The 14,895-nt window shown below is 48.4% G+C and carries 9 protein-coding genes; all 9 read left to right on the top strand.

Annotated elements, in window-relative coordinates; all coding sequences use genetic code 11:
• The first annotated feature begins 132 nt into the window (after positions 1-132).
• Positions 133-1,302 (top strand): S1C family serine protease, encoded by a 1,170-nt coding sequence (locus MHB85_RS27830; protein WP_244661079.1) that lies wholly within the window; start codon positions 133-135, stop codon positions 1,300-1,302.
• Positions 1,289-3,241 carry a stalk domain-containing protein gene (locus MHB85_RS27825; RefSeq protein WP_341074004.1) on the top strand — a complete coding sequence of 651 codons (1,953 nt, stop codon included), beginning with the start codon at positions 1,289-1,291 and terminating at the stop codon, positions 3,239-3,241. The genes MHB85_RS27830 and MHB85_RS27825 overlap by 14 nt, the downstream gene beginning before the upstream one ends.
• A 327-nt stretch (positions 3,242-3,568) precedes the next feature.
• Positions 3,569-6,082 (top strand): U32 family peptidase, encoded by a 2,514-nt coding sequence (locus MHB85_RS27820; protein WP_105600057.1) that lies wholly within the window; start codon positions 3,569-3,571, stop codon positions 6,080-6,082.
• A gap of 106 nt (positions 6,083-6,188) precedes the next feature.
• On the top strand, positions 6,189-9,839 hold the full coding sequence (locus MHB85_RS27815) for a DEAD/DEAH box helicase (RefSeq protein ID WP_105600056.1): 3,651 nt from the start codon (positions 6,189-6,191) through the stop codon (positions 9,837-9,839).
• A 297-nt stretch (positions 9,840-10,136) separates the two neighbouring features.
• Positions 10,137-11,015 (top strand): UTP--glucose-1-phosphate uridylyltransferase GalU, encoded by an 879-nt coding sequence (gene galU / locus MHB85_RS27810; protein WP_105600054.1) that lies wholly within the window; start codon positions 10,137-10,139, stop codon positions 11,013-11,015.
• Between the two features lie 180 nt (positions 11,016-11,195).
• Entirely contained in the window at positions 11,196-11,744 is a 549-nt protein-coding gene (gene rfbC, locus MHB85_RS27805; protein ID WP_105600052.1) for a dTDP-4-dehydrorhamnose 3,5-epimerase, read from the top strand.
• A gap of 54 nt (positions 11,745-11,798) precedes the next feature.
• Positions 11,799-12,824 (top strand): dTDP-glucose 4,6-dehydratase, encoded by a 1,026-nt coding sequence (rfbB, locus tag MHB85_RS27800; protein ID WP_105600051.1) that lies wholly within the window; start codon positions 11,799-11,801, stop codon positions 12,822-12,824.
• Complete coding sequence (gene rfbD, locus MHB85_RS27795; RefSeq protein ID WP_105600049.1) at positions 12,821-13,702, top strand: dTDP-4-dehydrorhamnose reductase; 882 nt, start codon at positions 12,821-12,823, stop codon at positions 13,700-13,702. Before rfbB ends, rfbD begins: the two co-directional genes overlap by 4 nt.
• Positions 13,703-13,837: 135 nt before the next feature.
• Entirely contained in the window at positions 13,838-14,713 is an 876-nt protein-coding gene (locus MHB85_RS27790) for a phosphatidylinositol-specific phospholipase C/glycerophosphodiester phosphodiesterase family protein (RefSeq protein ID WP_105600048.1), read from the top strand.
• The last annotated feature ends 182 nt before the right edge of the window (positions 14,714-14,895 follow it).

The raw sequence follows: 14,895 nt of genomic DNA, 5'->3' as shown, positions 1-14,895 counted from the left end.
TGTATATCCAGATTCTGTATGATACATTGAGGGATACCGGAATTGCAGATGAGAGAAAGAGCGAATAGATTCAGCGATGAATCCGATGTCGAGTCGCGCAAGAAGGATGTATAGAGAGGGTCAGGTGAGAATATGAGCGTGTTGGGTAAAAAGGGGATAGCCATACTGATGGCTGCTGTACTCTCGATTAGTGTAGCGGCAACGGCCGGTGCAGCTGAATCCAAAGCGGCAATGCAAGCGAAAGTGGTAGACGGTCAAGTCTATGTGAACACTAAAGATTTGCTCAAGGCAGTTGGTGGAAGTGGACAATATGATGCAAAATCCGGAACGTACACGTACAAGGGAAGTGAAGCCATTCCCAAAGTGATCGAAAAGGTATCTCCTTCGGTCGTAGGCATTATTGGGAAATCTACCGAAGTGCAGGACGGTGCAACATCAGACGACCGTTATAATCTTGCACATGGTACAGGTGTCATTATCCGGTCGAACGGATGGATCGTAACAAATGCACATGTGGTCGACGGATTAACGAATCCGGTTGTCGTAACGACGGATGGCAATACATACAAAATTACGAAAACATACAGTGATGCACTCAGTGATCTGGCGCTAATCAAAATCAATGCCAAATCACTCAAACCGGCGAGCTTTGCCAAAGCCTCACAAACTACTGTTGGAGAAACGGTGATCGCCTTGGGTACGCCGATTTCCTTTTCTTTGCGCAACTCGGCAACGGTAGGGGTAATTAGCGGCTTGAATCGTGGTGTTGAGGCGACCTACCGGTTGATTCAGACCGACACTGCCATTAACCCAGGAAATAGCGGAGGACCACTGGTCAACCTGAAAGGTGAAGTGGTTGGTATCAATTCCATGAAATTCTCTGCGGTAGGCGTAGAGAGTTTGGGGTTTTCGATTCCGGTGGATACCGTTCAATATATCATCGATCAGTTTTTTAAATATGGCAAAATAAAACGTGCAAGTTTGGGGCTACAGCTGGAAGAAAGTTGGTCTGCGATTGTGGGCCTGCCTACAGATGATCCCTTAACGATTACGGGCGTACTGTCTTCTGAAGCCAAGAAAGCCAAAATCAAAGAGGGCGATGTCCTTTACAGTGTCGCGGGCACACGTGTCTCTTCAGTAGTGGATATCAATGAGTTACTCAAAAAGTATCTGCCTGGACAAAAGGTAAAGCTGTTAATGCAAACGGATGGTGATATCGTCACCCGCACGTTGGTGCTTGCTGATCGCGCAGACATCGTAGACGAGGAAGATGAAGCGTTCCTTGCAGATGAAGAACAATAAAGCCCGGCGATCAGCCCGGATGGAGAGAGGACGAAAGAACGGAATGAAAAAGTCATGGATACGTGTGCTAAGCACAGGTGTATTAACCGGGATGCTGACCATTGGCGCGGCATTGCCTGTATGGGCATCTGATCTGACGACAAGTGAACTACGGGTCAAAGCGGGTAGCACGAGCGCCTACATTAACGGTGATAAGCAGGCCATAGCCAAACCTTACAAATTCAAGGGTGTTACGATGGTGCCTGTTGGTGTGTTCAAGAAAGCATTTGGCAGTGAAATCCGGCTGGAGAAAAATGATGTCGTCAAAATCAAGGAAGGTCCGCACACGGTTACCCTAACGATTGGAAGTCCAATTGCCTGGGTGGATGGTGTGAAACATGAGATGGGTGCCGCTCCCAAGATGGTGAATGGCGTACTCATGGTCCCACTTCGTCCGGTTGCTGCCGGTATCGGAGCGACGCTAGCTCCAACCAGCTCCGGAGAAATGGTCATTCGTCTGTTGCAAACCGATGATTCGGTGGATGACGAGGATGGCATTCATCCGGATGAAGGCAAAACCAGAATCGGCAACAGTTTTTACGGCTGGTCCATTAACTACCCGGCAGACCTTATGGTTTTCCAGACCGGTGAGCAGGAGCGCATGATGACTTTCGGCGCTGCAGACAACAGTTATTATCTTGAGGTGTACGTCAGCGATCAGGATGTGGCTCTGGATGCGGATGATTTGTTGCAGCAACTCGTCCAGGAGGCCAAACAATCGGGAGATACGGTGCTGGATCGTGAAGCGGTGTCGAAAGGCAAAACGCCTTATGCACGGATTATCGTGAAAGATGTAGACGGTATGTTATGGGAGATGCGTCAGTATCTGAGCGAAGGTCGTCAATATGATGTGTATCTCGCGGATTACGAAGCATTGAATTATAAAGATCTGGGCAAACGTGCAGCTCTACTCAATTCATTCCAGCCAACCTATGCGGAATCGGATCGAACGATCAAGGATCTGTCTACCGTAGATCATGGCATGCGCTCCGCGTGGAACGATGACTATGGTATTGAGTTGATGATTCCTGCCGGCTGGTCGATTGACAACAATCAGATGATCTATGAAGCCAAGGATGGTGCATATCTGCAATGGCGTGTCACATCGGCGAAGGCAGGTACTACGGTAAAAGACTGGAGCGGCCAACTGGATAAGTGGATGCGTGAGACATTTACACCAGAGAGTTACGAGCCAATTGGTTCATATACGATGGATATCTCGGGAGAGACTGCTGAGGTGAATGAATTCCGTTATAACTTTGGCGGAGGCTGGCAGACGGAGTTCGATGTTCTTTTGCAGAAGAATGGGTATCGATATTATGCAGAGTATACGTTTCCTGAGGAGCAGATTGCAGATCGGGCATGGTTTGAACGGATTATGAAGAGTGTGGAGATTGATTTTGATACGGTTGCCGATAATTTCGGTCAGCTGGATGAAGATCCTTATCTGACAGACAAAACGAAGACACTTACACGTACGTCCAAACGTTATAAATACAGTGTAGATATTCCGCGTTACTGGACACCTTACAGTGATCGATTCGAATATTCACCTGTGGTGTACACCTTTACCGGCGGAGAATTCTCCATTGCGGCGAGTGAAGACAAGTCGATCGAAATGACGGTCAGCCAACTGAGAGAAGCTTATGCCGAAGCCACCAAAACCCGTAAGAACTTCAAATTGCTTGGCAGTGAGGAGCTGACGTTTGCGGGTGTGCCTGCATTTTCCTTTACGTATCATGAACTGGACAAAGGCGTGCCATATGCGGGTCGCCAGATCGTGTTTGAAAAGGATGGAACAACCTATACGATCACAAGTGGGTTGAATGATGCCAACAAGACAGAAGTTCAGGCGGCAGCCTTGGAAAAAGCAGTGAACTCATTTACATTTATTAAATAATAGTGATGCATGCCGGAGGGTCAGAGGACCTTCCGGTTTTTTCGTTGTGCTGGAAATGAAAATGGTAAACGGTTTTTTCAGGAAAACGTAGAAGAGTCGGTGCAGAAGTGGTACACTATACTAGTTCAGGAGTTATGACTGCTGATCTGGTGAATATGAATGACTGTAAGCTTGGAGTTCAGGCAATACAGACATAATAGATAGATATTGTAATACCGTGACAATGCAGGTGTACCCGATAAGGTGCAGTCTTAGGCTTGGTATGTTCAGGCGTTTAAGGATATAGGGATGAAATCCGGCGGATAGCCGGTTATGGGGAGGATCTACATGAAAACAGCAACAATACGAAGAGAAGACGTTGAACTTCTGGCACCTGCTGGTGACTGGGATTGTATGCGTTCGGCGGTAGCCAATGGCGCAGATGCAATTTTCTTCGGAGTCGAAAAGTTTAATGCACGGGCACGAGCGAACAATTTCCGCATGGACGAGCTGCCGGAGATTATGGCGTTTTTGCACAGTTATGGCGTAAAAGGTTTCTTGACCTTTAATATATTGATTTTTGAAAATGAATTGACGGATGCCAAAGAACTGATTGATGCATGTGTCGATGCAGGTGTGGACGCTGTAATTGTTCAGGATTTGGGTTTGGTGAAGATGATCCGCGAGATCTCGCCGGATTTCCCGATTCACGGTTCAACACAGATGACGATTACGTCACCGGAAGCGGTCGAGTTCACGAAGCCGTTTGATATGGAACGTGTCGTTCTGGGACGGGAGAACAACCTGAAGCAGATCCAGAAGATCGGTGAACAGGCGAAGCTTCCAATGGAAGTGTTCGTTCACGGTGCGTTGTGTGTATCCTACTCGGGGCAGTGTCTGACTTCTGAAATGTGGGGAGGACGTTCGGCGAACCGCGGGGAGTGCGCACAAGCTTGTCGTCTTCCATACGATCTAATGGTGGATGGAGTGCACAAACCGATGGGTGATGTAGCCTATCTGTTGTCTCCGAAGGATCTGGCAGCGATTGATCTGATGCCGGAACTGATCGAAGCAGGAGTGACTTCTTTCAAAATAGAAGGACGTCTCAAAACGCCGGAATACGTAGCGAACGTGGTAAGCAAATATCGTAAAGCGATTGACCGTTATTTTGATGGAGATAACACACCGCCAAGCAAGGAAGAAGTTCGCGAATTGCAGCAAAGCTTCTCCCGTGGATTCACGCATGGATTCCTCAGTGGTACGAACAACAAAGAACTGGTGGATGGAACGTTCCCGAAAAGCCGTGGCGTCTACCTTGGTCGTGTAGATCAAGTGTTGCGCGATGGTGTGGTCCTGAAGCTGGATGCACCCGTGAAACGTGGAGACGGAATTGTATTTGACGCCGGAGACCCGACTCAGAAGGAAGAGGGCGGACGTGTATACGATGTACGTCGCAAAGGCGTAAAACTCGAAGGCGAAGCCGAAGAGGGTTGGATCGTTGATGTCGTACCAGGCCGCAGTGATGTGGATCTGCGACGCGTGAAAGTTGGCGACAAAGTGTGGAAAACGAATGATCCGGCGCTGGACAAACGTCTGCGTCAAAGCTTCGAAACCGAGAAACCGTACCGTGTATTCCCGGTGAAGGTGAAGGTCATCGGCAGCCCAGGCCAGCCGCTTAGCACATGGTGGACAGACGTGCAGAAGGGCACAACCGTCCGTATTGATTCCGAGATGGAACTGGACATTGCGCAGAAGCGTCCAATGACGCATGAATTGCTCGAAGAGCAGTTCGGACGTCTGGGAGGCACCGTGTTCCAGTTGGAGGGAATGGACGTCAATCTTCACGGTGACGTCATCATCCCGATGCGCGAGTTGAATAACATTCGCCGTCAGGCGGTAGAACAACTTGCGGGCGAACGTCCTAAACCACCTGTCTACGTGAAACGGGCGGTCGATGTGTACGGCGATTCGGTTAAACCGGCATCGCCAGTCGCTCGCGGTCAAGCAGAGCTGACTGCGCTCTGTCGCAGCCTGCCACAAGTGGAGGCAGCGATTGAAGCGGGCATCGGCATGATCTATGCCGACTTCGAGTTTATCAAGCAGTTCCCGGCAGCCGTGGAAGCTGTGCATGCCGCTGGTCGCAAGATCGCGCTGGCAACACCGCGTATTCACATGCCTGGGGAGAACGGATATCATAACAACATCCTGCGTCTGAAGCCGGATGCGGTATTGGTACGTAATACAGGCGCACTGTACTTCTACCTTCGCCACCGGATGGAAAACCCGGATGCAACGCACCCGGAACTGATCGGCGACTTCTCATTGAACATCGCCAATCACAAAGCCGTTGAATTGTTCCTGGAAGCCGGATGTGACTGGATTACGCCATCCTATGACCTGAACATTCAACAAATGGTTGATTTGCTGGGCCACTCCCGTACAAGTCAGACCGAAGTGGTTATCCATCAGCATCTGCCAATGTTCCACACCGAGCACTGTGTGTATTGTACGTTTATGAGTGAAGGAACGGACTATACGAACTGTGGTCGTCCTTGTGAGGAACAGCGTGCATCACTGCAAGACCGGATCGGCATGTCCCACCCAGTACGTGTGGATGAAGGCTGCCGTAATACGGTATACAACGCAGTGGAGCAGTCAGGTGCCGAGTATCTGACCAACTTCATGGATCTGGGTGTATCCCGTTACCGTGTGGAATTCCTGGAAGAGACAACGGAGCAGGTACGCGAAGTCATTGATCTGTACAACCGTGCATTGCGCGGCGAGATCAGTGGTACACAAGTGTGGAAAACACTCAAAGCAACGAACCAACTGGGCGTTACACGTGGTCAATTGGTGAAATAATTAGATTGTATGGTACAACAACAGTTACAAGTATGAAGGAACCCCAATCTCTGCTTCAAGGAGCTCTTGGGGTTTTTTTACATCATGATACAGGAGGCGAAGAAGCGTGGCGCCATTCACAATTATGGATATCAAATTGCTGTGCGGGGTCACGGCATTCAAGCGCGGAGAAGATTATAACCAATCTGGCAGGGTGACCAATCTGGTGGTCAGTAACGATCAGCTTCATTATGAAGCACAGGTGCGTGGATCGGAGCGCTATCAGGTGACGGTGGATATAGATGAAGCTGGAGAGGTTGTGGCAGGCTGCAGTTGTCCGGGTGACGGCAGACACTATGACTACTGTAAACATGTTGCTGCTGTCCTGTTGGCTATTCATGAATGGGGTGAGCAGCAGGAACGGAATGCCACAGTTGCCTCTGGGAAGCCTCCTCAACCTGCTACAGGCCAAGGAGCCAGTACCAGTTCCAGCATAGGTTCCAAGTCCAGGGTCGGGACGTTAGTGGAAGAGAGCAGGTGGGAGCGACCACAGTCTGATTCACAACGAGAGCAACCGAATGATGTTCCAGAGCGTCCTCCGGTTCATTTTGCCCAAGCAGGTCGGCCAAGCTCAGCTTCGGGGTGGGGCCGCTCGGCAGATAAACCTTCTTACCGTACGGCGGATCAGATTCTGTCCATGTTTGCCAAGGATCGGAGACCGCTGCATGGAAATGATCGTAAATACACTGCCCCTGTCAGCCGTTCCTTCCTGCGGGAAGAATTGCAGGTTCAGTTTATATGTAAGCTGACACAGGTTCACAAGGGTGGTGGGAAACTTGCTCTTGAATTGAAAGTGGGTAACAAACGTCTGTATGTGGTGCAGAAAGTGAAACAATTCCTGAACTGTATCGAGAAGGGCGAGCCAATGTCATTTACCAAGCTGTTCCACTATGATCCATTGATGCATGTTTTCACTCCGCAGGATCAGGCCATTCTCTCGATGCTTATTCGAATGAGACAGAGTGAAGAGGCATACCGCGAATCCATCTCCGGTTATTTGGGAGCGTCGGACGGACGGGATATACTGATTGCTCCGCTCGTATGGAAGCCATTGCTGGAATTGCTACTACAGGCCGACAGTCGGATGGAGGGTACAGGATTTGCCAATGGACCACTCACGCTCGGTGAGGGAGTATTGCCTTTGTTTTACCGGATTGCCCAGGGAACGAATGAAGGGTATCAGCTTGAAATTTCGGGACTGCGTGAACTGATTCTTCTCCCTGCTTATGATGCCGCTGTGGTGGAAGGACAGTTGCATATGTTGGAGCCGATGCAGATGCGAAGTCTGGAGGACTTGAGTGGTGCACTCACTTCATATGGAATCAAGGAAAGCATCGATATTTCGCCCCAGCAGGTGGACGAGTTTGTACAACATGTGGTGCCAGAACTGCGTACGCTTGGACATCTGTCCATTGATTCGCAGGTGCGTGAACAGATTGCGGAACCGGAACTTTCACCGAAACTATACATCGACTTCTATCGTGAACGCATTACAGCACGTCTGGAATTCGACTATGAGGTCATGGTTATTAATCCGCTGGCAGAGTACTTGATTGATGAAGAAGAGAAAAAGGTTATTTTGGTGCGTGATCGATACAAAGAGCGAAACTTGATTGAACGGCTTGATCGATCCTTTCTCGAAAGAGACGGTAGTGTTTGGGCGAGCGAACGCGAAGATGCCATCTATGATGTCATGTATCATCTGTTGCCTGAGCTTGAGAAACAGGCAGATATTTATATGCCAAACGCCGTGAAGGCGATGGTGCAATCCTATCCAACACCGCCGAAAGTACGAGCAGATTTGGGAAGGGGTTTGGACTGGCTGGAGATTTCATTTGAGATGGAAGGTGTGGACGAGCAGGAACTTCAGGAACTCATGCGCCGCATTGTGGAAAAGAAACCATATTTCCGTCTCAAGAGCGGTGTCTTTCTTTCGCTTGAAAATGAAGGTGCAGACAGCTTCGCTCACATGGCTGATTCGCTTGGACTTGGAGCAGATGACATCAAGAGCAGCCATATCCGGCTGCCAGCTGTTCGGGCGTTACAGTTGCCGGGCAGGGATGAAGTTTCCGGTCATGTGAAGTGGGGAGGCTCCCTGAAACGTTTCCTTGATGATCTGCGCGATCCTGAACGGATGGATTTTGCATTACCAAAAGCATTGACCCCCATCCTGCGGGATTATCAAAACAGCGGATATCAGTGGCTGCGTACCCTCGCTTATTATCGTTTTGGCGGCATTCTCGCGGATGATATGGGACTTGGCAAAACGTTGCAAAGCATCGCCTATATCACAGCGGTTCTTCAGGAGAAACCCGAGTACAACATCGACCATACGGGCGTTGATAAATACCGGGAGAGCGGATCATTATGGGACGTTGAAACGCTGGTGACTTCCGACATCGATCTAGAAACTGGACTCCCATTGAATAAGATGACTTCAGAGAATAAGGATGGTTTATGGTCCACGATGCAGCAGGATGGACTGACAATCCGAACGAGGGTCATTCATCCCCCGGTACTTGTCGTGGCGCCTGCCTCGCTGACCTACAACTGGGCTAATGAGTTTGCGCGGTTCGCCCCGCATCTGAAAGTCCTGATCGCAGCCGGTCAGAAAGAAGAACGAGCCAGCATGCTTTCTGGAATGGATGAGGCAGATGTGATTGTGACGTCTTATCCTCTGTTGCGCCGGGATTTGGACACCTACCTGGGCCGAACCTTCCATACGCTCATTCTGGATGAAGCTCAGGCAATCAAAAATGCTTCTTCCCAGACCGCCCAGGCAGTGAAACAAATTCAGGCCCCGCGTCGTTTTGCACTTACAGGAACGCCTGTAGAGAACTCGCTGGATGAATTGTGGTCCATTTTTGAAGCCGTATTCCCTGGGTTATTTCCAAGTTACAGAAGATTCCGCGACCTTCCTCCGGAACGGATCTCGCGGATGGTGCGTCCGTTTATTCTGCGCCGCCTGAAGAAGGATGTGTTGGAAGAATTGCCTGATCGAATTGAAACGGTACAGCGCTCAGAGCTTACGGTTGAACAGAAGAAACTGTACGCCGCATACCTTTCCCAGCTTCAGGATGAAGCATCGAAGGACATGGAGGATAACGGATTCCAGAAGAATCGTATCAAAATTCTGGCTGGCATCACGCGTTTGCGTCAGTTGTGTTGTCATCCGGCCCTCTTTGTCGAAGGATATCAAGGCGATTCCGGGAAAATGGAACAGTTGCTTGAAACGGTCGAGGATTGTTTGGCTGCAGGCAAACGAATTCTCATCTTCTCCCAATTTGCGAGCATGTTGAACCTGATTCGTCAGACCCTTGCGGCAAAGGGAAGAAACCTGTTTTACCTCGATGGTCAGACCCCTGCACAGAGCCGGGTCGAGATGTGCCACAGATTTAACGAAGGTGAAGCTGAACTGTTCTTAATCTCCCTGAAAGCTGGCGGGACCGGACTCAACTTAACAGGGGCAGATACCGTTATATTATATGATCTGTGGTGGAATCCCGCGGTGGAAGAACAGGCGATTGGCCGTGCCCATCGCATGGGACAGAAACAAGTGGTACAAGTCATTCGCTTGGTTACCGAAGGTACGATCGAAGAGAAGATTCTGGAACTCCAGCAGAGGAAAAAGGACTTGATTGCCGAAGTGATCGAACCGGGAGACGGAGGATCAACGACCTTATCGGAACAGGATATCCGCGAATTGTTGATGGTATAATGGAGTCCAAGCATCGTAGCAATAAGAATCATTAAATATATGAATCTATACAAGTTGGACTAATCATTTACACGAGAAACGTAAAGGACAGAAAAAAACTGGAGAAGCGGAGCGCTCGCCTAAAAGCTTTCTGAAAGAAAGCTGCATCGGAAGCATACGCTATCCCCAGATTTTCACCTTTGTAAAAGTGAATTAAAAATCTGGGGATAACAGCGATCGGAAGGTTGTTCTGTCACCCGGAGTGGTAAGTGTAAATATGCTTTAGTTCAACTTGTTTAACAAAAGGAGTGGGTTCGTGTGCGTATTCGCAAAGCGATTATTCCAGCTGCGGGGCTGGGTACCCGGTTTTTGCCTGCGACCAAGGCAATGCCTAAGGAAATGCTGCCGATCGTGGACAAGCCAACGATTCAGTACATTATTGAAGAAGCCGTAGCTTCAGGAATTGAAGATATCATTATTGTGACAGGTAAAGGGAAGCGCGCCATTGAAGATCACTTCGACTACTCTTTTGAGCTGGAGCAGAATCTAGCGGATAAACAGAAGTGGGACTTGCTGAATGAGGTTCGCAAACCCTCCGAGATGGCAGATATCCATTATATCCGTCAAAAGGAACCGAAGGGACTTGGTCACGCCATCTGGTGCGCACGCAAGTTTATCGGTAATGAGCCTTTTGCCGTCCTGTTAGGGGATGATATTGTGGAAGCGGACCATCCCTGCCTGAAGCAGATGATCGAAGTCTACGATGAGCTGCAGTCTCCAATCGTTGGTGTACAGCCTGTTGATTGGAGCGAGGTGTACCGCTACGGGATTGTGGACGGAGAGTTGCTGACCCCTACCGATGATCGTGTCTTTCGTGCCCGCCGCTTAATTGAGAAACCGAAGACCGAGGATTCGCCTTCAAACTTGGCCATTATGGGACGTTATATTCTTACGCCGGATATCTTTGAGATCCTGGGTCAGCAATCGGCTGGCGTCGGAGGAGAAATTCAACTTACGGATGCCTTGTCCCGATTGAATGAGCAACGTCAGATTCTCGCCTATCACTTTGATGGATTGCGTCATGATGTTGGTGAGAAGTTGGGTTTTATTGAGACATCGATTCACTACGCATTGCAGCGCCCGGATCTACGGAAAGATCTCTTAAAGTATTTGGAACAGGTCGTAAAGGATCAATAAATGGTTTCTCGCATGCCTTGAAGTCCAGCCGAAGAATGATATCGCGGCTGGGCTTTAATTTATTTTATGGAAGAGTAAATATGAGTGTTATACAGGCCAATGAACAAACACATACTCGACACTTTACATATACATAGTCAATATGAAGAAATAATGTCAACAGCAAAACGGAGGGATGTCATGAAGGTACTTCCGCTGTTTATGGATGGCGCTGCCATCTTGGAACCCCAGGTTTATGGTGATCACCGTGGATATTTTATGGAGAGTTATAATGAGCAGGTTCTTCATGAACAGGGGATAAAGCACATCTTTATTCAGGACAATCAATCCTTGTCGGCTGAAGCAGGTGTTGTGCGTGGGCTTCATTACCAGCTTCACCCCAAAGCACAGACTAAATTGGTGAGGGTTATATCAGGGGCTATATATGATGTGATCGTGGACGTCCGCACTTCATCCCCGACTTTTGGTCAATGGAAAAGTGTCATTCTAAGTGAGTATAACCAGCGGCAGCTGCTTGTTCCTCAAGGATTTGCTCATGGATTCTGTACCTTGGTGCCTCATTCTCAGGTAACTTATAAGGTAGACGCCTATTATTCTCCTGAACATGACCGTGGAATTCTGTGGAACGATCCGGCGCTCGCCATTGATTGGCCTGTGACGAAACCTATATTATCGGAGAAGGATCAGAAGCATCCTTTACTGAAAGATGCTGAACTGAACTTCGACTAATTAATCAGACTATTCAGATACTTCTGTATCTGGAGGTAGAGGGAGAGTGACAGCATGAAACTACTGGTTACGGGTGGGGCCGGATTTATAGGCAGCAACTTTGTGCTATATATGCTTCGTGAACATCCGAGTTATGAGATTATCAATGTGGATGCATTAACGTATGCGGGGAACTTGGAGAACTTGCATACGGTAGAGTCCAATCCCCGATATACCTTCATCCAAGCAGATATTGCAGATGTACAGCAGATGGAAGCTGTTTTTTCCGAAGGCATCGATGTGGTTGTGAATTTCGCTGCCGAGTCTCATGTGGATCGAAGTATTCTGTCCCCGGATATCTTTGTACGTACCAATGTGATGGGTACTCAGGTTCTGCTGGATGCGGCAAAGAAGTATCAAGTCACCAAATTTGTTCAGGTATCGACGGATGAGGTATATGGATCTCTAGGTACAACGGGTTTATTTACTGAAGATACACCTCTGATGCCAAACAGTCCTTACTCTGCAAGTAAAGCTGGCGGGGATCTGCTTGTAAGAGCCTATCATGAAACCTATGGACTTCCCGTAAATATTACACGTTGCTCCAATAACTACGGGCCTTTTCAATTCCCGGAGAAACTGATTCCGCTGATTATATCCCGTGCATTGAATGATGAAGCCATCCCGGTATATGGTGACGGGCTCAATATTCGTGACTGGCTTTATGTCGAGGATCACTGCAGCGCGATTGATCTGGTGATTCATAATGGACAATCTGGAGAGGTATACAACATTGGTGGTAATAATGAACGTACTAATATATACATTGTGGAGAGCGTATTGGAGCAACTGGGTAAGCCAGCGAGTTTGATACAATATGTACAAGATCGGTTGGGACATGACCGACGTTACGGTATAGATCCTACCAAGATACGTACAGAGCTTGGCTGGCAACCTGCACACAATTTTGAGACAGGGATCAAGGAGACGATCCAATGGTATCTGAAACATCAAGATTGGTGGACGAGAATTCAATCAGGCACATATCAGGACTATGTTCAGCTTCAGTACGGTAAGCGGATGGGTGATTCGTCCAAATGAAATATAGAGTTATGGTGACTGGTGCAGCCGGACAGCTGGGTTATGATGTGGTGAAGACCTTCGAAGCAGAGGGTCATCAGGTATTGGCCTGTGACAAGAACCAGATGGATATTACCGATCAACAGCAGTGCACAGATAGGATTACAACGTTCCGACCTCACATCATTATTCACTGCGCTGCTTACACGGCGGTCGATCAAGCTGAGGTAGATGAAGATACAGCATACGCAATCAATGCATCAGGTACTAGAAATATCGCTGTTGCCGCCGAGAAAGTGAAAGCAAAACTGGTATATATCAGCACCGATTATGTATTTGATGGGAGCGGGAGTGCACCATACCGAGAGTACGATGTAACGAATCCGCAGAGTGTTTATGGCAAGTCGAAGCTTGCCGGGGAAAGGCTGGTTCAAAGTTTGTGTACGCAATGGTTCATCATTCGAACATCATGGGTGTTTGGCGTGCATGGCAGTAATTTTGTCAAAACCATACTGGAACTTATGGCGAAGCGTCCACAACTGCAAGTTGTTCATGACCAACAAGGTTCGCCTACCTATACGGTGGATCTTGCACGATTCATCTATCTCCTTTCCGTAAGTGAAAAGTATGGCATCTATCATGCTTCCAATTCAGGAACTTGCACATGGTACGAGTTTGCAGAGGCAATAAGAGAGGAGGCCGGTAAGCAGAGTGGGTTCGAGCCGACAGCCGAACTTACACCATGCACAACCGATCAGTTTCCGCGTCCAGCCCCTCGTCCTGCATACTCGGTGATGGATCATATGGCGATTCGAACGAACGGTCTGGAACCTCTGAGACCTTGGCGTGAGGCGCTGATTGCATTTTTGAAAGAGTTAAGTGTACAGCAAAAGAACTGAGCATCTTGATGGTCCGCGCTTTATCCTAAAAGTCTATCCACCATTTAACAGCCGCCTCCGGGCGGCTATTTTGTTTTACACCTAATTAATTCGGGTAGTTAGCTAACAAAAAGGTACTGAGGATGTGAATGTGATATGAAACGCATTGCCGCCGTGTTAATACTACTGATCGTCACCGTGGGCACACTCTTTTTCGCCTATGAAAGCGAGAGTGAGGAACAACGGGACGGATTTACCGCTTATAGATTAATCGCCCATGCGATGGGCAGCATCAGGGATCAACCATATACCAACGCCTATGAAGCGATGATTGCCAATTACGAGAAAGGCACACGTGTCTTTGAGATCGACTTTATGCTGACCTCGGATCGCATAGCTGTAGCCAGACATGAATGGACCGCTAATATGAGCAAAATGCTAGAACAGGACCAAGAGCTTCCCGAGGAAAAACAAGCCGGGGCGCTGACACATGATGAGTTCATGAATACGCCCATTCTGGGCATGTATCAACCCATGGATGCCGACGGCATTATAGATGTACTGGCTCAGTACCCGGATATGTATATCGTAACCGACACCAAGGAACAGAAGGATGAGGATATTCAGCAGGTGTTAAGGTCCCTCGTGGATGCAGCCAAAGAACATGATCCATCCGTGCTGGATCGAGTGGTTGTACAAATCTATAACGAACCGATGCTCGAAACGGTGAAAGAAGTCTATGCATTCCCTTCCATTATCTATACGTTATATGCCACACAGGATACAGAAGATCAGGTCGTTGATTTTGTGCAAAAGAATGATATTGATGCCGTGACTATGCCGGAATATAAAGTAAACCAGAATTTCGTCGCCAAGCTGAATAGTGCAGGCTCAGTCACCTACGTGCATACCATCAACGATACTGAACAGGTGGCTAACTATGAGAAGTGGGGCGTGTACGGAGTATACTCAGACGTGCTGACGGAGCAAGAGTTGGATGAGATGAATACACGGTTTGCCTGGAGACCGTAAAATGTCGTAATTATAATTATGCAAATTCCAAATCATAGGCTTTTCCCTACCAGGACCGGGAAATGTCTGTGATTTTCTGTTCCCCTTTTTATACGAACATTGACACTCACTGCCTGCTGACTTAGACTTAGTTTACAAGCTTTCTAGGATGCAGAAGAACCTCTGGAGGAATGTTCGTTGAT

It is taken from the genome of Paenibacillus sp. FSL K6-4396, assembly GCF_038002525.1.
GTDB lineage: Bacteria > Bacillota > Bacilli > Paenibacillales > Paenibacillaceae > Paenibacillus > Paenibacillus amylolyticus_B.
This window is presented reverse-complemented; position numbering and strand designations above follow the sequence as displayed.